General features: G+C 55.8%; 13 protein-coding genes, 1 tRNA gene, 2 rRNA genes and 4 pseudogenes (1 of these 20 running past the window's edge). 9 read left to right on the top strand and 11 right to left on the bottom strand.

The genetic code is table 11. From position 1 onward, the window contains the following. From GKC28_RS26180 to GKC28_RS12525, 6 genes are all read right to left on the bottom strand, one after another. The coding region (locus GKC28_RS26180) for a hypothetical protein (RefSeq protein ID WP_217434070.1) at window positions 1-344 on the bottom strand (344 nt) is incomplete at its 3' end. A 271-nt stretch (window positions 345-615) separates the two neighbouring features. Continuing rightward, window positions 616-1,104 (bottom strand): hypothetical protein, encoded by a 489-nt coding sequence (locus GKC28_RS12505; RefSeq protein ID WP_174147247.1) that lies wholly within the window; start codon window positions 1,102-1,104, stop codon window positions 616-618. 349 nt (window positions 1,105-1,453) lie between these two features. Beyond that, window positions 1,454-1,594: a hypothetical protein gene (locus GKC28_RS12510; protein ID WP_174147248.1), complete on the bottom strand. Its 141-nt coding sequence runs from the start codon at window positions 1,592-1,594 to the stop codon at window positions 1,454-1,456. Between the two features lie 319 nt (window positions 1,595-1,913). After that, window positions 1,914-2,228, bottom strand: a complete 315-nt coding sequence (locus tag GKC28_RS12515; protein ID WP_174147249.1) for a hypothetical protein — start codon at window positions 2,226-2,228, stop codon at window positions 1,914-1,916. Between the two features lie 747 nt (window positions 2,229-2,975). Next, window positions 2,976-3,908 carry an IS5 family transposase gene (locus tag GKC28_RS12520; protein ID WP_174147250.1) on the bottom strand — a complete coding sequence of 311 codons (933 nt, stop codon included), beginning with the start codon at window positions 3,906-3,908 and terminating at the stop codon, window positions 2,976-2,978. A gap of 118 nt (window positions 3,909-4,026) precedes the next feature. After that, window positions 4,027-4,341, bottom strand: coding sequence for a hypothetical protein (locus GKC28_RS12525; protein ID WP_174147251.1), 315 nt, complete (start codon window positions 4,339-4,341; stop codon window positions 4,027-4,029). A gap of 581 nt (window positions 4,342-4,922) precedes the next feature. Between GKC28_RS12525 and GKC28_RS26725 the strand changes: the two are divergent. After that, window positions 4,923-5,063, top strand: a pseudogene (locus GKC28_RS26725) (IS5/IS1182 family transposase); the annotation flags it as partial. Window positions 5,064-5,493: 430 nt separating this feature from the next. Then, window positions 5,494-5,973: pseudogene (locus tag GKC28_RS12530) on the top strand (transposase). A 455-nt stretch (window positions 5,974-6,428) separates the two neighbouring features. Here GKC28_RS12530 and GKC28_RS12535 read toward each other — a convergent pair. Together GKC28_RS12535 and GKC28_RS12540 are read right to left on the bottom strand one after the other, a co-directional pair. Further along, window positions 6,429-8,777: a calcium-binding protein gene (locus GKC28_RS12535; RefSeq protein ID WP_174147252.1), complete on the bottom strand. Its 2,349-nt coding sequence runs from the start codon at window positions 8,775-8,777 to the stop codon at window positions 6,429-6,431. A 182-nt stretch (window positions 8,778-8,959) separates the two neighbouring features. After that, a pseudogene (locus GKC28_RS12540) lies at window positions 8,960-9,783 on the bottom strand (IS5 family transposase); the annotation flags it as partial. Window positions 9,784-11,088: 1,305 nt separating this feature from the next. On the opposite strand from GKC28_RS12540, the pseudogene GKC28_RS12550 reads away from it, so the two are divergent. The 7 genes and pseudogenes from GKC28_RS12550 to GKC28_RS12580 all read left to right on the top strand — a co-directional run. Further along, window positions 11,089-11,595, top strand: a pseudogene (locus tag GKC28_RS12550) (integrase core domain-containing protein); the annotation flags it as partial. A 271-nt stretch (window positions 11,596-11,866) separates the two neighbouring features. Further along, window positions 11,867-12,700, top strand: coding sequence for a hypothetical protein (locus GKC28_RS12555; RefSeq protein WP_174147254.1), 834 nt, complete (start codon window positions 11,867-11,869; stop codon window positions 12,698-12,700). Window positions 12,701-12,732: 32 nt separating this feature from the next. Next, complete coding sequence (locus GKC28_RS12560) at window positions 12,733-12,909, top strand: hypothetical protein (protein WP_174147255.1); 177 nt, start codon at window positions 12,733-12,735, stop codon at window positions 12,907-12,909. 49 nt (window positions 12,910-12,958) lie between these two features. Further along, window positions 12,959-13,117 (top strand): hypothetical protein, encoded by a 159-nt coding sequence (locus GKC28_RS12565; protein WP_254604223.1) that lies wholly within the window; start codon window positions 12,959-12,961, stop codon window positions 13,115-13,117. 138 nt (window positions 13,118-13,255) lie between these two features. Next, window positions 13,256-14,956, top strand: coding sequence for a site-specific integrase (locus GKC28_RS12570; protein WP_174147257.1), 1,701 nt, complete (start codon window positions 13,256-13,258; stop codon window positions 14,954-14,956). Continuing rightward, window positions 14,953-15,996, top strand: coding sequence for a site-specific integrase (locus tag GKC28_RS12575; protein WP_174147258.1), 1,044 nt, complete (start codon window positions 14,953-14,955; stop codon window positions 15,994-15,996). Before GKC28_RS12570 ends, GKC28_RS12575 begins: the two co-directional genes overlap by 4 nt. A gap of 35 nt (window positions 15,997-16,031) precedes the next feature. Further along, window positions 16,032-17,654, top strand: coding sequence for a recombinase family protein (locus GKC28_RS12580; RefSeq protein WP_254604227.1), 1,623 nt, complete (start codon window positions 16,032-16,034; stop codon window positions 17,652-17,654). On the opposite strand, the gene GKC28_RS12585 is transcribed toward GKC28_RS12580, so the two are convergent. The 3 genes from GKC28_RS12585 to GKC28_RS12595 all read right to left on the bottom strand — a co-directional run. Further along, window positions 17,611-17,687: transfer RNA gene (locus GKC28_RS12585), tRNA-Met, on the bottom strand. The genes GKC28_RS12580 and GKC28_RS12585 overlap by 44 nt on opposite strands. Window positions 17,688-17,737: 50 nt before the next feature. Continuing rightward, window positions 17,738-17,852 (bottom strand): 5S ribosomal RNA (rrf, locus tag GKC28_RS12590). A 62-nt stretch (window positions 17,853-17,914) separates the two neighbouring features. After that, window positions 17,915-20,000 (bottom strand): 23S ribosomal RNA (locus GKC28_RS12595); it runs 743 nt beyond the window's last position.

Below are 20,000 nucleotides of genomic sequence, written 5' to 3' on the forward strand. Positions count from 1 at the left end.
GCTGCGTCATCGCGTGATCGGGAGCCGGATTTATTGAGCGGAATACAAGCGGCATCGGAAACCAGCCCCGCGAGAGCCCTGAGAGCCTCTAGGCCTACATGCGCAGAACCAGAACGGCGGCAGGAAGCACATGCTGCCCGGTCAAACATCCATATGGGAACTTCCAGCAGCCGGTCCGACCGGCGGCCGGTGAGATTGCACCGAAACACAGCATCGCCGGGCTTGTCGATCACAGAATGGACATAGACCAATCTGCCGAACCAAGGATGCCATGGATAAAGAACCTCGCGCCGGTCGGTAACGTGGGTGTTCTGGCGTTCAGTTGTATAATCGAAAACGCCCACATTCCGCCCTTGGCGGCAAGCCTCCTGCCATGGTCTATTGGCTGAGAAAAGACGAAACCCAACCTGGTCAGCAGCGGCAGAGAGTAGCTTAAATTAAGCCAGATCCTGTCCAACGATCGGGGAGTAGCTCAGAGATAGAGCGAAGACACTTAATTCCCTCTCTAATATTGCAAAATTTACCACCAATCTCCCAATGGAAGCATAGTCCATTTATGATAGCCCAGTTTGAAACGTCTGCACGTTGCGACTTGCTCCCTTGCTGGATACGGTCTTAAGTCGTTCCGAACATGTTCATTATCTTGACTGAGTTCGCGATATTCAGTTCAACAAGCCCCTTCAGATCTTCAACAGTGAATTTCATATCAGTGGAAACATATCCATTCTTGATGGCAGCCCGGCTGAAGAAAATGCACAGTAGCTCGCCGGATTCCGCTTTATCCCATACCCCATGAGCAAACTGGTCGCGCAGCGCAACTGCTTGCTGCATATCTTTCCCAAACTCCTTGATGAAATCATCTTCACCCTTAACCATTTTATACTCAGTCACGAAGGCTTTCACGCGAGCCCCAAACCCGCCTTGGACCACCCTCAGGAACTTATCCGCAAAATCGCCCGGTGCAGTCTCAGGGCACTCATAAGCGCCGTTCATTGCGACTATCGCGCGAAGAAGTTCGTGCTCAAACGCTGAAAATGACGTAATAACACGGCCGATTAGGGACATCTCCTCAACTGAAATGTCGTGGTATCCGGTGCCTTTCAAGGCTCACTCCTTTGCTGGACCCTGCTGAAGGCTTAACGTTTTGTTAACAAAAGCCCCACATAAATGAGGTAGGATACCTGCAGGTTTCTCCACCTTAACTTAAACGCCGCAAACTCAGCGGGCGCTCCCCACTATCGAGCGTCCGCTGCTCCCATTCGGATTTTACCGATTTTGGACCCTGACGGAGTTCTGCCGCGGCACCATCAGCGCGCACAGCGACATCCAGTGGGCGAAACGGAAGATCGTATCCTCCAGCCTCTGCGAGACGCCGGAAGGCTACAGCCAGGCTTTCACACACCGCACTGAACTGTTGTCGGTCCTTAGCATCCATTGCCTCGCCCCTCAGTTGCTAGTTGGTCAAACCAAGCGCACCCAAAACAAGGGAGCAAAAGGCCACTTCTGCGCGGCTCTCACCAGTTGCGCACTCACGGTAAGTTTGCCACCCCAGAAAGACGACAATGGCCAGCACGGAGACGAAAATAATCTTCACGGCTGATCTCCCCTATTGGAAAAGTGGCAGGGCAAAATAGTAAGCGCTTCTCAGCAACAACAGCAGTACGCCAAGACCCGCCAAAAGCACTATCGCATCTCCGAGTATGGCGAACTTCCCCGTCCTCTTGTTGCGTTTCAAGCACCTACCCTCCTTCTCTAGACGTCTATCAAAGAGTTACACTTCATCAACTAATTCATGCCAAAGTAAATTTACACGCATACCGTGTGGGCGGGAAGAGCGGCCCGTGTTGAGTAACTGGTATAGTGTTTACCCTTCGGGCCGCTCGAAAAGTCGCTAACCTCGCTCCTTTGCTGGACTAATCGCCACAGTCCGGGCGGAAGGCATTGAGCGGAACGACATCTGCGCTCGGCAGTTCGCCGTTCAGCTGCCGAGCAACCGCATTCTTGATATCGCTTGAGAGGCCTTCCGGCATTGTCGCGACGAATTCGTCAGCGACCTTCACTAACAGCAAGTCAAAAGAAGCCTGATCAATAATTCCTTGGCGCTCAAGCTGGTTTCTGACCCCATGCAGAACCAACCTTGTAGCAACAAGGTCTGCTTGCAGGTTGTTAACACGATCCCTTATAGAACTCAGCGCGTTCCATACCTCTTCGGAATCATTTCCGTTCACCTGAGATTTCTCCTTAGTTGGACTTCGCAGAATGCTTCGGCACCCCAAGTGGATCCTGGAAATAGTCGAGAACCAATGAGCCGGCTGCGATCATAGCGGCGAAGGCAGCAGCAAAAGCTGCGTATCTAGTGGAGCGAGCGGCAGACTTTTGTAGACCAGCAACCTCGCGCTGGACGGCCAGCTCTCTACGGCGCCACTCATGCTGGACCCTGAGCTGATCCCAACTCTCAGGCCACGAATTCGGTTCGGCCAGGTCTTCGTCTGTTAACTTTGTTAGGTCGCGCTTTTCGTACGCCAATGCACCTGCTCCTTACTTAGTTTCTCGAAACCTTCCAGGCTCACACCAAAACACCGTCTTGGCGCCCGGTTGCCTCACGAAAAGACGGGCTGCCAACAAGCAATTCTCAGCGTTGTAGTCCCGGCCGCCAGAGGTATCAAACGTTGCGACATGGACCCGAAGTTTCGGATCGACAAGCGATGAACGGTAAAGAGTGTAGACATCCTCCTGCCCAGAAATGGCTATATTCGGAACAGCGACCAGTGCCGCAGCCAATAGTGACGCTCTCATGCCTTGCTCCTATCTGGACTCGATATCGCTGAGCTGACGCTGAACCTGCTCTATTTCCCGAAGCACCTCGTGCATTAGACCATCCCGTCCACCAGGTTGCGGATTGTGATGGCTTCCCACCAACTGGCTCTGTTGCACAAATTGGCTGATGGCCGGGGTTCCCTTTTCCCTGGACAGACTTATCCCACGGGCTCTGTGACAGGGATGCCGAGCGCGGTGTAGCCGTTCAGAACGGCGATACGGACCTGAAGCTCCGCGACCTGTCGGTCGAAGTCCCGTACCATGAGGCGCTGCCCCAGCAGTTTCACACAGTGCATCTTCGTTTCGACGCGGCTTCGGCGGTGGTATCCGCTCCATCGTCGCCAGAGGGCACGACCGAGGTATTTCGATGCCCGCAATGCTTCGTTTCGTGCGACCGCGCCGACGGTGACGGTCTTCCACGGTTTGGCATTCTTGCGGGGCGGGATGACAGCGTGGGCGCCGCGGTCAGCGATTGCATCGTGGCATTTGCGGGTGTCGTAGGCACCGTCGGCAGTGACACTGCTGATCTGCTCGTACGCCGGGATCTGGTTGAGCAGGTCGGGTAACACCGGCGCATCGCCGATATGGTTCCCTGTGATCTCTACGGCCCGAACCTCCAGAGTTTCCTCATCAATCCCCAAGTGGATCTTGCGCCAGACGCGCCGCTTGGGACCACCATGCTTGCGGGCGTGCCACTCGCCTTCGCCCTCCACCTTGATCCCGGTGCTATCGATTAACAGGTGCAGCGGGCCCTTCGCGCCACGGTAGGGGATGTTGACGGCCAGGGTCTTCTGGCGGCGGGACAGGGTGCTGAAGTCTGGCACCGCCCAGTCCAGGCCGACCAGCCGCAGCAGGCTTTCGACGAAACCTGTCGTCTGCCGAAGCGCCATGCCGAACAGCACCTTCATCGAAAGGCATGTCTGGATGGCGGCATCGCTGTAGGTCTGCTGACGGCCACGCCTGCCTGTCGGCGCGGCATCCCAGCTCATCTCGGGGTCAAACCAGATCGTCAGCGAGCCGCGGCGCTTGAGCGCTTCATTGTAGGCTGGCCAGTTCCTGGTCTTGTAGGTCAGGGGTGTAGGTCTGCTCATGCATCCCAGCTACCACGCCGGATTCATGAGATGAATCCCACACGGGATTTGTGCAACAAAGCCGCCGCGTGGCAAACTTTGCAAATCGGCATCATCTGCTCAATCCAGAAAAGATCAGTTAGAACTGTGTTCTTCGCAAGGCGGCTTCAACCAGTTTTTGACGCAAAATAAGGGCTTGTACGTCTATGACGTCTTCCTGCACGGCATCGGTGTCATTGAAAAAGTAGTCCCGCAGAAGGTCCTCTCTTTCTTTCCGGCGGCATGGTTTTCCAGTGCGAACGTACTCCCAAAGACTTTCTTCAAGTAATAGCCCAGCTGGGGACACGGTAGATCGCCCTGTGGACGCTCGACTGACAGCAAAGCCTTCGCTGCTAAGGAGCTTCGCGATCAACCACTGAGCCGACAAATCACTCTTTACGATAAGAACATACATTACATTTCCCTTTCTGGGTAATGTCTTGGAGTTAGGTACTTTTACTTCGCGCCTCCAAATCCACCAATTGCCGAAGGCTTAGGCCCTTGAAATCGGAGGGTCACACATCTCATTCTCCAGATACCTAATCGTTCTTCCTCAGGCTTCTTGAGAGGCCGCGCTTGTTATCTTGAATTAGAGGTTTTCACCTGAAGACCGCCGTTTCAAAGGGCCGACCGATAAGCTTCATATCTGATCTCACACGTCCTAGGGCGGCTTTAATGCTTAGGCCCCTTCACTGTAGAACGGCACTCGATAACAATGTTGCAGACCGCGACCTTGAGGTAGCCAGGCGCTCCACAGCCCATGGTTTAAACTTGTTTATTAACAAACCATAAAGAAAGGGGGCGGTGATTGCAGCTATTAACGATTTATTTTTGAGGCAAGGGCTCTGGTGATGGCGGGCTGGCGCTAAAAACGTGAAGAGAAGTGCCTCAGAAACGGCTTGACTGATTGAAGACCCGCTAGGGAACGAGCAGAGCGGGCGCAAACAATTGAAGGCGCAGGCGCCTGATCGACCAAGTTAAAGGGGGGCATGAAGCCGCTACCAGCAACGTATTCGCATCGAGATCTTGGTCGGCAGGCTCAAGGACTGACGATGTGTTGCGCCCTAATACGGCAGATGCCCGGAAGTCACCCTTTCAGCAATCGTCCGCGCAGCGACCGTCATGTGTTGGCTGTGAGGTTTGAACTTGAAAGGTCCATTGAAAATTTTCTGAACGCTTAATGGAGGGTAAAGGGTTTCTTAACTTATTGCTCGCAAAGGTAGAGTTAAGTACCGTTCCTTCAAAAATCTCTCATGATCAAGATATCAATGGGCGTCCTTCCCAAGGGGCGCCCATTATTCAATTTTGATATCCACGAATCTCTATAAGGGCCGAATTTCTATTGACTGCTAAACTTGTACAACACCTACTTTCAATAGGTGGGCTGGAGAAGTGTGTAACGAAAGCCTACTGGAACAAGAAGTCGGTCTACGGCCTGTTGTTCCGAGCGTCAGCCGAGACCGTGGCGACCATCGCCGCCATTCCCCGGCATCTTGGCGCCCGTGTGGGCATGACCTCTGTACTTCATACCTGGGGTTCGGCACTGACCCACCACCCGCATGTCCACATGATCGTGCCCGGCGGCGGCCTGTCACCTGACGCTACACGATGGATCGCCTGCCGCCCTGGCTTCCTTCTGCCCGTGCGCGTCCTGGCCCTGCTGTTCCGGCCTCTTCCTGGAAGGGCTGTCGGCGCTGCACAAAGCCGGGCAGCTTCAGTTCTTCGGTGATCTGGAAGGACTGGCCGACCCCGCAGCCTTCGCCGCCTGCCTCGCCCGCTCCGCAAGACCGAATGGGTCGTCTACGCCAAACCGCCCTTCGGCGGGCCTGAGGCTGTCCTTGCCTATCTCAGCCGGTACACCCACCGCGTGGCGATCTCGAACCATCGCCTTGTCAGCGCCGATGCCGATACTGTGGCGTTCCGATGGAAGGATTACCGGATCAAGCGCGGCGACCGGATGAAGGTGATGCGGCTCAAGACCGGCGAATTCATCCGCCGGTTCCTGCTGCACGTCCTGTCCGACGGCTTTCACCGCATTCGCCACTAGACGCCGCCCAGCCTCACACGGCTTCCTCCTTGTCAGGTTATTTAACGCGGGCCGGGTTGCACACGAACGCCACCGATGCGCCGCGACCCGCATCGAAAAACCTTCGACAAACCGGACCTATGCCATCGCAGCGGATGCAAGTGCAGAATGCCCAAAATTAATCAAACGTGGTTTCCGGGTGTTGTCGTGCGGTAATGGGGTGGGCTGCAGCCTTTCTTTTGTGACGGCCGTGTCCAGATCGGCTCCAATGCCGTTGAGAACCTGATCGGCTCAATCGTCTTGACGAATGATTATGGCCACCGTGTGATTATTCCCTGCGCGCTTGCGGAACTCGTCCGGGTGCAGACTTGTCGTGTTCTTCTTCCGGTCCATAGAAAGCTATCCTTTGAGAGCTTTGCTCTCCGGGCAAGCCGCGGCGGTTCATATCCGGTGTTCAGTGACTGCTTCACTCGCCGCTAAATAATAAGTGTACCGCCGTCGATTGCTGACTGGAGTTCCTCAATTGTGACGTTGTTGAGCACCAGTCTTTCTTGATCAAAGACCAGCAAAGTGGTCGGCGTCCCGTTAAAGTCCGCTTGTGTAAGCTGAAGACCCTCAAAACTTTCAGCTCCCCACAATCTCAGGTCCAGCAAGTCCAGCCCAGCTTCAAAGTCGGTCAAACAGTCTTCGCGGCCGTCCCTAACGAAAACGAAATGGTCCGCGCCTTCTCCTCCGGTCAAACTGTCCGAACCTGCACCGTCGAGCAGCCTGTCATGGCCATCGCCACCCAAAATCGTGTCACTCCCCCGGCCGCCTACGATTGTGTCGCCACCGTCTCCCCCCGAGAGAAAATCATGCCCCCGGCCACCTGAAATCAGGTCGCGACCTACTTCGCCATAGACAGCGTCGTTCCCTCCGCCCCCAGATATTGTATCATCCCAATCTCCGCCACAGAGCGTGTCTCTCCCCCTGCGTCCATAGAGCTCGTCGCAACCGCCTTCACCAAGCAGGCTGTCGTTACCGGATGAGCCAATGATGGTGTCGTGCCACGTTCCCCCAAAGATTGTGTCGGCACCGCCGCCTCCGACTATTCTGTCACGACCGGCATCTCCGAAAAGCAGATCGCTATCCTGGCCACCGTAAAGGTAGTCTCTCCCTATACCCCCAAAAATTGTATCGTTTCCACTATCTCCATAGATCCGGTCTGTGGCTGCGTTACCTCTGATAATGTCGTTTCCAGCCAGCCCCCTAATGTTGTCTTGAATATTGCTTCCTTCAACAACATCATTTCCACTACCAATTCTGGTGAATTCGACAAAGGTAAGTGCCCAGGGTTCTTGATCAATTTCAACCGTTCCGTCAAAAGTTGTTTGGCTGCTCCCGTAACTTAACACTGGTGTTGCCCGATGGTCGGCACCGCCTTGCCCGCCGTCTGTCAACATTGTCGTCCGAATAAAGTAGTAATCGTCTCCTACAATTTCCGAAAAGTCGAGCGTAGTGGATTCGTGCTCTTCACCGCTTCTTTCAGAAACGACAAATACAAAGTCTTCGCCACTGGAGAACCCGTGGGCATCTATTTCACCGTCCACCGACCAGTCCAGCACAGGAGACATACCTACGAGAGTTTCCCTCATCAGCGAAAATGTCTCGCCTGCAATTGTCAGATTTTCCTGAGCGACATCTGTGAGGGTAATGCTTTGTGTTGTATCAAAAGTGAGGGGCCAAATCTGCGAAACATCAATTCCATGTGTGATCTGCTCATAGAACATTTCCACGATCATGAATGCATGCTCCATGCCCCGAGCATTCTCACCATAAAAGTTAGAGTTCCACTCCGTCACATGGAACGATAGAGGCGCAAGAGTAGTTGATCTTTGCAATAATTCCTCGAAACGAGCGTACTGGGAGAACATAAAGCTATTCGCTTCATCGACTGAAGAAAGACCCGTGCTGACGTAGTAATGGTGCAAAACTCCGTCCACGAGATCTGCAGAGCCGGGAACATTATTGATCTGTGATACAATTTCTGAAACCTGCGAATAGGCACTTCCTTGCCCTTCAACTCTGGCTGCGATCCAACCTTCAGGAACAACCCCGCCGAAATTTTCATCAATGTAACCTCGGGAGTAAATGCCATGCATGTCCATTTCTGGATCAATGTAGACTACTGTGTCCTCTCTTGGAGAATAGACGGCAGAGGCAGAAGAAGTGCTCTGTACGATTAAGTCTGGTGCCGCCATGTTTATTTGAATGAAAAATTCTTCAATGAAGGGAAGCAGGTGCGATACTAGATAACCGTACTCGGAAGCGGTCATCTCGCCAGATCCCCAAAACTCGTTTCCCAACTCAATGGCGGAAATTCTAACGCCGTTTTCCATTGCTTCAGAAACTAGCTCTTTTAGGAAGAAAGAAAGATTCTCCAAGTACTCCGAGCTGATATCTCTTCTGTTTCCGTAGTCACCTTGCAGCATTGCTTCAGATGCGTTCCGCTCAAACGCAGTTCTGGTTGGAACAACAACCGAAACTGATAGCCCGGACATTCCGGCCTGCTCAAACATTTGATCCATTGGAAGCAATGTTTGCTCAGGAGCAGCATTAGAAACATCAGCATTGGGGTCTGCCATGTCGAAGTAGTATTCAGTTGCAGCACCACCTGGATAGCGAAGATTTGTGATTCCCATTTCTTCCACAAGTGATGATAGGTTCGAGGATGCCTCTCCATATTCCTCATCATAGATTGTGACGAGATTTACGCCGAAGTGGTCTTCGGAGACTTCTCCATTGGTATTAAAGTCAGTTTCGTCCTGCACGACATAGGTAACCATTTTTGCAACTCGCCCCAGATATTCACGATTTGTTCTCATCGTGCAACTGATTGTAAGAGCTGTCAAAATTATAATGGGCAAGTTTCGCTTCGTTTTTTTCGAGCATGCTAATTAAAATTTATACGTGAAACTTGTTCTATTTTGCGCAATGACCGGATCATGAAAAGGCAAACTGAGTCATGTGACGAATGGCTCAGCCAGAGGCGGATTGACGCAATGTCGATGAAGCCCAGGAAACTCCCGGCTGACTTGTCGTAGCGGGTTGCAACCCTTCGGGCTTTCTTGAGCTTGTTGAAGTATCGTCCGACCAGCTTATCTAAGCCGATAAAGAGGGCGATACAAACCGACGCGTTTTTTTTGCGGGGCCGGCGCATACATTGCCCGGCAGGCGGCTTCGCCGCCGAAAGGGGCATCACGGGACGAATGCCACGGTCATCCATAGACTTGCGAATGCCGTCAGCATCATAGCCGCGGTCGACCTGCAAAACCTTTGGCTCGGGCAGGTCTTCGGCCATGACCAGCTTAAAGCCCAGATAACCGGACAATTGCCCTAGCGTGATTTCGGTTCTCATGGGCAGCCCGGTGTCAATAACGAGGAGTTGGATCTTGGTCGTGAAGCCACCTTTTGAACGGCCGAAACCCTTCTGCGGAGTTCCCCTTTTGCGCCCGCTGCCTGATGGTGCGTGCGAACCACGGTGTTGTCCGGTGCCCGGCAGGCGGCTTTGCCGCCGAGAGGGATCATTTGAAGCACGTCAGGAACGGTGCCGCATTCGTTCAAAACGCCCATGATCTGTTCCCGGAGCCCGGCTAGGGGCCAGCACCGGAACTGGCTGTAGACACTTGACCGCTTGCCGAACTCCTCGGGCAGATCACGCCAAGGGGCTCAGATGCAGGCGATCCAGAAAATTCCATCGAGAACAAGGCGGTGATTGGTGGGCTTACGCCCCTTGACTACATGTGCTGTCAGGATGAACCGCTCAAACAACTCCCATTTCTCGTCCAACATCGAATCTCGTGCCAAGCTGGTCTCCTTCGTAGGTGCCAGCTTGAATCATACCCGGAACCCGATGTGTATCCCTTTTGTCAACACGGCCTGGCTCCGCACCCCCCCGATCAACGCCGTAAGTTTTGGGTTAAAACAGCGGTCAGTTAACGAGCAATTAACTAAAAGTATCCAACACTTTTACTGAATTGGAATAGTGTCGAAATGGGTCATCAACATGAATTTCCTGACTGAACCGCGATTCCAGCCATCAACGAGGTCATTCTCGTTAGACGAAACCCTGAGCCTTCTAAACACTTCGGATGCAGTGATGCTCGAACTATTGGCGAACAACGTCATTTGCCTTAGTGCTTCTCCCTTCGATGGGCTCAACATGAAAACGCTATTCCACTCAGCATTAGACATATTGGCGGCACACCTGTTCCTGAAGCTAAAGCAAGAAGAGAGATCTGCCCCCCACAGGCAATTGCTTGCTATAGCTACAGTTGGCATCATTGAAGAGTCTGGAAAGTCGCCCGAAGATAGCTCGGTTTCGTTGGCCGAAGTAAGAAGTACGCTTGCGAACTCTGACGAGTTGAAATCTCTATACCTTAATCACTACGAAGAGCGATTGGCCTTGGAGATACATTGTTTCTGGCCAAAAATTCGCCATCTACCAGGAGGCCGGTAATTGGTTTCACAATTATCGGTATCTGGATGCACAGATCTGTGCTTCCAGGTTAAATTGAGGATTTGCCAGGCAAGCCCAAACTGACCGAGCGTTGTCGACTTCAGTCGTTCTGTTTACTCAGGCGACAGTGGTCATTCTTGTGTATCGCTTCGGAAAAGAAGACTTTGACTGAGCGATATTCGCCGGGGAAGAGTGAAGGGTACCTAATATGTCAAAACGGTTAGATAGCAGAAATGAAGTTCGGTTTGATAATATCGCACCAATTTCTGAGGAACATTGGCATCGCATATCTTGTCATATCCACGGTGGTAACATGGAGTTGTTGATACCCGCTCCTAGCAATGGAAGCGGTGTCCAACTGCTTCCCCAAATTGATGACGCACTTGTGGACGAAATCCTTGAAAACCTGGACGAGGAATTTGGGCGAAAGCTGGCGGAGTGCCTCTCAGGATACGGGTTCGCTGAAATGCCGGACGAAAGCCAGCATGATTAGGTCAGGCATCAAGATCGCCGACATTGCTTGGGCCTCCTGAATATGATCTCGATCCGGTTGCACCGTTTGTATCTGAGGAGCGCGTGCCCAGCAGGTGTAACGGTAAATTGATCGGCGCAACCAAGTACAGCAAACTTTTACAAGGATGTCCGTGAAAAGGCGGCGCGGTCGCAAGCGAGCGCGTGCCACCAGAACACCGATGCCGTCGGCCGCGGGCGTCAACGCGCGCTGGTTGCTCGACTTCGTGTCCGACAGCTTCGGCGCCTCGCGCAAGTCCCGGGTCCTCGCCGTGATCGACGATTGCACCCGCGAATGCCTGTGCCTCGTTGCGGACACCAGTCTGTCCGGCGCACGGGTTGCTCGGAAACTCAGTGCCCTGATCCGGGTCTACGGCAATCCCGGTTGCATTGTCAGTGACAATGGGACCGAGTTCACCAGTCGGGCGATCCTAAAATGGGCCGACAAGAACACCGTGCCGTGGCACTACATCGATTCCGGCAAACCGCAGCAGAACGCCTTCATCGAAAGCTTCAACGGCAGCCTCAGGGACGAACTTCTGAACGAGGAGATATTTGACAGCCTGGACGACGCACGGCGCAAGTTGGCCCTCTGGCGCTACGATTACAACGCGGTCAGGCCGCACTCATCCTTGTGACCTGCCCCCCACTCCTGCCAGAAGCAGAACGAGAGCTGGCCCGAAGCGCCGTAGCCCTCACATAGCGCAGGCGGTTCGGGCCAGCGTGATTGCCAATATCTTCATCGGCCCAATTGTTCCCTTTCCGTTCCCATTCGAATGTGTAACGGTTTTGGGAATTGAGTCGCCTCGCATCTCATCGTTCCTGAAAATGTCCTGAAGTTATCCTTTTGGATGGGTTCCAGGGGAAGAGAGCAACCACGGCGCTTTGGCCAACGTGAGGGTAGCGATGCAGGAAGAAACCAAAGCCTCTAGACAAGCCAATGAAGTAGAAGCGTACGAGGCAGAGGATTATTCGATCTACCTGCATATGGACGGCGTGAAATGCTCTACAGCTTGGCGGCTTGGCAGCTCCGGTGAGGACGGCGTGCTTAAGCCAGACATGAAGGCCCATTTAGCTAACAAGTTTTCTCTACCCAAAGAACTTGCAGAGCGCTTATCGATTGAACTGGGGTATTGCCTCGATAGTGACGGCGACGTCGCTATCAATTTGCTCGAGATCAACAGGACCCAAGCCATTGAGAGGGGAAGGAAGGTGCTCGGAAAGCTGGTCCGTCAGTCCAAGAACGGGGCTTGCACGCAGCAAGATCTATTGGCGGATCTTAAAAAGCTATCTCCATATTTTGCGGTTAGCCCTGAGGACGCAACCTTGCTGCCGCAAGCCGTATCCGCCTTGGAAAACTCAGAGGCAATCACGCCGGACATCCATGCAGCCCTTGAGCGCCTTCGCAGAACGCCCGGCGCAGCGGCAGATATGTCTCCGCGCGATAAACGCCGGGCACACGACAAGCGGCGCCAGTACATCGTAGAGACTTGTTGCTACGCTTGGAAAGACGCCGGGCATCCGCTGACCTACACGACATTCTCAGATGGCCGAAGAGGTGGCCAGCGGCAGGGCATCCTGATCGAGTTCATCCAAACTGTAGTCGGGATGATCACCGTCCCGAGCCACGGGCTAAGTGGCGAAACGATCCGCAAGGACATTGACCGTTTTCGTGATGCGCTCGCCCGCGAAGAGGAAGAATTCTGGGCTCCTCCAGAATTCGGCAATCAATACACTTAGCGTGGTCATAGCTGCACGGTCATGGTCAGCCCATGACACGTGCTTCCTCCAAACGACAGCAAGTTGCATCTGACCTGCACAAGATCACCAATGCTGCTCTCTCCCTCGCCCGCCTGCTGGGCGATACGGCTGCGAAGGACGTGCATGCTGCCGGTTGCTGCCAAGAGGAGGCCGATCCCAATGCCCGCGAAATCAAAAATTGCGAATGATCCAAACGCCCGCCTGAGGACCGTCAAAGAGGTCGCAGTAGAAGACAGTGTGTCCGAAAAAACCGTGCGCCGCGCGATCTCCGCGGGCCTTCTGGAGGTGATCCGGGTTGGCCCCGGCGGCCGCCTGATCCGCATTCATCCGGAGGCCCACACTGCCTACCGCCGCCGCTGCTCCTGGCAGGCACAGAGATCTCAAATGTCCTGTTAAGTCAATAACTTAACCACCTATCGGGAAGACACCTAGCCCGTAAGTTTCTAACTATCTGTGCTAGAGTTCTCCCGAATCGGGCGGCCTGTCCCCAGCTGTCCACCCGAGACCAACTTTGACCAGTGTGAGGCCATCCCGATGACACAGCAGACGGCGATTTCTCTCGATCATGCGTTCGTTCCGGCAGGCACACTCAGCTTCCAGGATCTGATCGACAGCATCTCCGCACAGGGCTCGCTGTTCCCCACCCGCCAGCGCGATATGATCTCGGGGCTCAAACGCGTCGCACATGCGCTCGGGCTGCCGCCCAGTGACATTCCCTGCGACGGCCGGTGGCTTCAACCCCGGCTTTCCAAGGTCAGCCCTGCACTGATCGGTATCCAGCCAAAGACCTGGCAAAACGCGGTGAGCAATGCCCGGGTGGCGATGGCGGAACACGGCATCCTCGAGCGGCGCCATCGCCGCATAGGCGACCTGAGAGCCCCCTGGCAACTGCTGTGGGAAAAGGTCCGTGCAATGGACGACAAGACCCTGCAGACCGCACTTGTCCGCTTTGTTCATTTTCTGAACCGCATTCAGGTTGACCCTGGAGCAGTGAGAGAACAGCACGCTCTAGCCTATCGCGATGCCCTCGAACACAACGAGATCAGCAAGAACCCAGAAAGGAGCTACAGGGCGGCGGTCAATGGGTGGAACCTCGCCATTCGCCGGGTTCCGGGCTGGCCTGAAAATCCCATTGCGCTGCCCAACCGCCAAAAGAAAATCCGCATCTCGGAGGAAGCGTTCCCGGTCGCGTTCAAGGATGATGCCGATGTACTTATTGCCAGCCTGGGCAATGCAGATCCGCTGTCAGAAAGCAGCCGGAGCCGCGCTCTGCGTCCCGCAACCCTGAAGCAGTACCGCCGCCAAATCATGCACTTTGCCTCCGAGCTGGTGCACTCGGGCCTGGACGCCTCGGAGATTACCAGTGTTGCCTTCCTGCTCGATCCCGCGATTGCCGAACGCGGCCTGAGGCAGATGCTTGCCAGAAACGGGAACAAGACATCCCGCAGCATCAGTGAGGTGGCAGCGCTGCTGCGCAACCTTGCCAAGATCCTCGACGCTTCTCAGGAAACGCGCGAACAATTGACGATGCTTGCCTCCAAGGTGGCTGCCCACCCGCAGAATGGCATGACCCCAAAGAACCGGGAACGCCTCCGTCTGCTGCAGGTTCCAAAGCACAGGCTGCGCCTTCTGCAACTGCCCGAGCAGGTCTTTGAGCGGCCCGCAGGCAAGAGGGAGCCGTATCTTACTGCCCTTGCCCGTGAGGACGCGCTGGCCATCGCCATACTGCTGGTGTGCCCCATCCGGGTGAAGAACCTCGCCGGTCTGGAATTTGATCGCCATGTTCAACGCCCCGGTGACGGCCGTGTCTTTCTTATCCTCTCTGAGGATGACACAAAAACCGGCCGCCCGATCGAATTCGAGTTCCCGCCAGACCTTGTGCGCCTTCTCGATGCCCACCTTGCATCCAGAGTTCCTTACATGTGCCCAGCTGGCACTCCCTACCTTTTTCCGCAGCGGTCGGGCGAAGACCCAGTCGAGGCTTCAGTGCTGTCTGGGCGCATTGCGCGGCGGGTACGCAAGGAAACCGGGCTCACAGTCAATGCCCACCTGTTTCGCCACTTCGCCGTGATGAACTGGCTCGACGCCAACCCCGGCGGATACGAAGTCGCCCGCCGCCTGCTTGGTCACTCGGAGCTCAGTCACACCATCAACATGTACTCTGGGTTAGAAGCCAAATCTGCAACCCGTGCGTTTGCCGACCTGGTTGCTGGACTGAAGCGAGGCGCTGAATGAGCCTCATCCTGCCGATCCCGCAGTGGCCTGCCGCAGACCAGACCATGTGGGCTGCTCTTTTTGCCGACGGCGGTCCCCTCGACGGCCAAGGCCCTCTCATCCATCTGCGCAAGACATCGCGCCACACGCTTTCGCTTCGATACGGGCAGTGGCTGAAGTGGCTTGCCTCAACCGAGCCGTCTACGCTTGCCTGCACCCCGGTCGAACGGGTGACCCGCACACGGTTGGTTCAGTGGCTGAGCTCGTTGGACCGTCTGGCAGACATGACGCGCCTGATGCTAGTGGACGGTGTGCTCCGGGTGGTCATGGCCGCGGCCCCGGGTCGCGATTGGTCCCAGGAAACCAAGCTGCGCAAGCGCCTCAAGTACCACGCGGGGCGCGGTTTGCAGTCCCGCAAGCACGGCCGTATTCTCTCAAGCGCCGTCCTGCTGGAAGCAGGGCTCGAATTGGTCAAGACTTCGGTGCCCCGGCTGGACCATTCGCTCTTCGCGGCAACGGACCTGCGCGACGGGGCCATGATTGCGCTGCTTGCCCTGATGCCTATGCGCCTGCGCGCGCTTGCAGGCCTGGAACTCGGCAGCTCGGTCATTGTCGGTCAGGATCTCATCCTGGTTTCCATTCCGGATGAATTAAGCAAAACCGGCCAACCCTGGGAAGCGGATGTGCCGCCGCAGGCCTCCGCGGCGCTGCGCGCCTATCTGGACAGCGCTCGCCCCATTCTCGCCGCGCGGAGCCCGAGCAACATCCCCAGCCTCTGGCTAAGCCGCCACGGGAACGCCTTGCGCTATGGCAGCATCAGGCCTCGCATCGCCAGGCAAACGCAGCGCATGACCGGCATACGGGTGCCGCCGCATTTCTTTCGCGATGCCGCAGCCACGACCTTGGCAAGAAGCTCTCCCGAAAGTGCGCGCCTCATTCGCGGAGTCCTTGGGCACAAGGGGTTCAGAACAGCCGAACGGCACTACATCCATGCACAGACTATCGAGGCAGGACGCGACTATGCCTCCCTGATTGCCCGGCTGAAGGAGAATCGCCAATGACCCGAGCTGCCATTTACACCCGTTTTTCCAGCCAAATGCAGCGCGAGGCGTCGATTGAAGACCAGTTGCGGCTCTGCCGGGAACGCGCCACGTCCGAAGGCTGGCGTGTCGCCGACAACTTCTCCGACCGCGCCATCTCCGGCGCTTCCATGTTGCGGCCCGGCCTACAAGCGCTGTTCCAAGCCGCGCAGGACGGCCAGTTCGATGTGGTGCTGTCGGAAGCCCTGGACCGGCTCAGCCGTGATCAGGCCGACATTGCGGCGATCTACAAACGCCTCTCCTTCACCGGAGTGCGCATCGTCACCTTGGCCGAGGGAGAGATCGGCGAACTGCACGTGGGCCTCAAGGGCACCATGAATCAGCTCTTCCTGAAAGATTTGGCTGACAAAACACGCCGCGGTCTGCGCGGGCGCGTCGAAGCCGGGCACTCTGGCGGTGGTAACAGCTATGGCTACGACGTGATCCGCCGCCTTGGCGCCGACGGGCTGCCGGTGACCGGTGAGCGGCGCATCAATGAAGCCGAGGCTGCCATCATCCGGCGCGTCTTCGCTGACTTCGCTGCCGGGCACTCTCCCAAGGCCATTGCCCGGCGCTTGAACAACGAGGCCATTCCCGGCCCCCGCGGCAAACTCTGGCGGGATACGGCAATACGCGGACACCGCGCGCGCGGCACCGGGCTCCTGAACAATGAACTCTATATCGGCCGCCTCGTCTGGAACCGGCTTCGCTACGTGAAAGATCCGCGAACCGGCAAGCGTGTCTCGCGCCTCAATGATCCGTCTGACTGGATTACCACAGTGGTGCCGGAGCTGCGCATCGTCGATGACAGCCTCTGGGAGGCCGTGAAAGCGCGCCAGGGGAAAATTGAGGCCGAGCCCCGGGTACAGGCCATGAAAGCAACCCGCTTCTGGGAGAAGCGGCGTAAGCTGCATCTCCTGACCGGGCTTGCATTCTGCGGTAGCTGTGGAGGGCCGCTGGCGGCTGCGGGCCGGGACTACCTTGCCTGCTCCGCCGCCCGTAAGCTCGGAACCTGCAATCACAAAGAATCCGTGCGGCGCCCAATTTTGGAAGATGCCGTGCTGAACTTGTTGCGCGCCAGGCTGATGCAGCCCGATGCCGTCGCCGCCTTCGTCAAGGCATTCACAAAGGCCGCCAACACCGAAGCTGACAGCCAGGAAGCGGCCCGCGCGCGGCTCAAGGCCGAACGCGCCACCACCAGCCGCAAGCTTGACGGGCTTTACGATGCGATTGCCGAAGGCCTCCGCACATCCGGTCTTCAGGTCCGGCTGGAAGAACTGGAGGCGCGCATCTCAGAAATCGATACCGAGCTCACAGCTCCTGCCCCGGCGCAGGTTCGGTTCAATCCCAATCTCTCGGAACTTTACCGCAAGAAGGTTGCTGAACTGGCTGCCACCCTAGCAGACCCCGAGATCCGCACAGAGGCTCTTGAGACCGTGCGCGGGCTCATCGAACGCGTGGTGGTGAGCCATGAGAACGGCCAGGTCACGGTGGCTCTCGAAGGCGCGCTGGCAGCGATGATCGGTCTGGCCCAAGACGCAAAAAGCCCTTCCAGAGAAGGGCTTTACGAGAACACGCTTGAGTGTTCGGTAAAAGTGGTTGCGGGAGCAGGATTTGAACCTGCGACCTTCAGGTTATGAGCCTGACGAGCTACCTGGCTGCTCCATCCCGCGGCAGGTTTTTTGTTGCATCGTTTAAGAGAGGTTTTGTTGGATTTTACTAGGTTTGGCGGTGACCTACTCTCCCAGGGCTTGAGCCCAAGTACCATCGGCGCGACAGTGCTTAACTTCCGGGTTCGGGATGGGACCGGGTGTTTCACTTGTGCTGTAGCCACCAAACCGAGGATGTCAGTTAGGGATGTGTTTGCTTTTTGATTTGGTAACACTGTCTGTTACTGGATCAAATCAAGCCTATCGGGCGATTAGTACCGGTCAGCTGAACGCATTGCTGCGCTTACACCTCCGGCCTATCGGCGTGGTGGTCTTCCACGGCCCTCAGGGATACCTTGTTTTGAGGGGGGCTTCCCGCTTAGATGCCTTCAGCGGTTATCCTGTCCGATCATAGCTACCCAGCACTGCTATTGGCATAACAACTGGTCCACCAGTGGATCGTTCACCCCGGTCCTCTCGTACTAGGGGCAACTCCTCTCAAGTATCCTACACCCACGGCAGATAGGGACCGAACTGTCTCACGACGTTCTAAACCCAGCTCACGTACCTCTTTAAACGGCGAACAGCCGTACCCTTGGGACCTGCTCCAGCCCCAGGATGAGATGAGCCGACATCGAGGTGCCAAACACTGCCGTCGATATGGACTCTTGGGCAGTATCAGCCTGTTATCCCCGGCGTACCTTTTATCCGTTGAGCGATGGCCCTTCCACGCGGGACCACCGGATCACTATGGCCGACTTTCGTCTCTGCTCGACTTGTCAGTCTTGCAGTCAGGCTGGCTTCTGCCATTGCACTCAACGAGCGATTTCCGACCGCTCTGAGCCAACCTTCGCGCGCCTCCGTTACTCTTTAGGAGGCGACCGCCCCAGTCAAACTACCCGCCACGCAGGGTCCCGGATCCGGATAACGGACCGCGGTTAGACATCAAGAGTGCGAAGGGTGGTATCTCAAGGGAGGCTCCACAGGAACTTGCGTTCCTGCTTCGATGCCTACCACCTATCCTGCACATCACAATCCTGATGCCAGTGCGAAGCTGTAGTAAAGGTGCACGGGGTCTTTCCGTCTAACCGCGGGAAGCCTGCATCTTGACAGGCAATTCAATTTCGCTGAGTCGATGTTGGAGACAGCGGGGAAGTCGTTACGCCATTCGTGCAGGTCGGAACTTACCCGACAAGGAATTTCGCTACCTTAGGACCGTTATAGTTACGGCCGCCGTTTACCTGGGCTTCAATTCGGAGCTCTCACCCCTCCTTTTAACCTTCAGGCACCGGGCAGGCGTCAGACCCTATACGTCGCCTTGCGGCTTCGCAGAGCCCTGTGTTTTTAATAAACAGTCGCCACCCCCTGGTTTGTGCCCCCGGATCCAAGTTGCCTTGAACCCGGGCCTCCTTCTCGCGAACTTACGGAGGTATTTTGCCGAGTTCCTTCAACATCGTTCTCTCAAGCGCCTTGGTATTCTCTACCAGTCCACCTGTGTCGGTTTAGGGTACGGTCTGATGGAGGGCTATTTCCAGGGACCAATCAGCGGCCCGCCCAATCCGATAAGGGCGAACAACCTTCATGATCCGTCACATCCTCCTGGCCCACGAATATTAACGTGGTTCCCATCGCCTACGCCTTTCGGCCTCGGCTTAGGGGCCGGCTTACCCTGCTCAGATTAGCTTTAAGCAGGAACCCTTGGACTTTCGGCGAGAGTGTCTCTCACACTCTTTGTCGCTACTCATGTCATCATTCTCGCTAGTGATCTCTCCACCGGATGGCTCACGCCCCGGCTTCATCGAAAGCCTCTCTCCTCCAATGCATCCGGAGATGCTAAGGAGGAATGAGACTATGTCACACTACGCTCTGCTACCATGCACTATGTGCATCCTCGGCTTCGGCTCATGGCTTGAGCCCCGTTACATCTTCGCCGCAAGACATCTTGATTAGACCAGTGAGCTGTTACGCTATCTTTAAAGGATGGCTGCTTCTAAGCCAACCTCCTGGTTGTTTTGGACGTCTCACCTGCTTTCCCACTTAGCCATGAATTGGGGGCCTTAGCCGGAGGTCAGGGTTGTTTCCCTCTCCACGACGGACGTTAGCATCCGCCGTGTGTCTGCCATCTAGTACTCCCGGGTATTCGGAGTTTGGTTAGGATCAGTAAGCCTGTGGGGCCCCATTACCCATCCAGTGCTCTACCCCCCGGGGTATTCGGATGACGCTCTACCTAAATAGATTTCGCAGAGAACCAGCTATCTCCGAGTTTGATTGGCCTTTCACCCCTAGGCACAGCTCATCCCGATCCTTTTCAACGGATGTGGGTTCGGTCCTCCAGTG

The sequence above is a fragment of the Leisingera sp. ANG59 genome (assembly GCF_013317235.1).
In the GTDB taxonomy this organism is placed as follows: Bacteria; Pseudomonadota; Alphaproteobacteria; order Rhodobacterales; family Rhodobacteraceae; genus Leisingera.

Bases quoted from the DNA above. Each gene is read 5' to 3' on its own strand.
- GKC28_RS12580 (WP_254604227.1), top strand. From the start codon at position 16,032: ATGCAGCGCGAGGCGTCGATTGAAGACCAGTTGCGGCTCTGCCGGGAA.
- GKC28_RS12535 (WP_174147252.1), bottom strand. From the start codon at position 8,777: ATGGTTACCTATGTCGTGCAGGACGAAACTGACTTTAATACCAATGGA.
- GKC28_RS12575 (WP_174147258.1), top strand. From the start codon at position 14,953: ATGAGCCTCATCCTGCCGATCCCGCAGTGGCCTGCCGCAGACCAGACC.
- GKC28_RS12520 (WP_174147250.1), bottom strand. From the start codon at position 3,908: ATGAGCAGACCTACACCCCTGACCTACAAGACCAGGAACTGGCCAGCC.
- GKC28_RS12570 (WP_174147257.1), top strand. From the start codon at position 13,256: ATGACACAGCAGACGGCGATTTCTCTCGATCATGCGTTCGTTCCGGCA.
- GKC28_RS12525 (WP_174147251.1), bottom strand. From the start codon at position 4,341: ATGTATGTTCTTATCGTAAAGAGTGATTTGTCGGCTCAGTGGTTGATC.
- GKC28_RS12555 (WP_174147254.1), top strand. From the start codon at position 11,867: ATGCAGGAAGAAACCAAAGCCTCTAGACAAGCCAATGAAGTAGAAGCG.
- GKC28_RS12560 (WP_174147255.1), top strand. From the start codon at position 12,733: ATGACACGTGCTTCCTCCAAACGACAGCAAGTTGCATCTGACCTGCAC.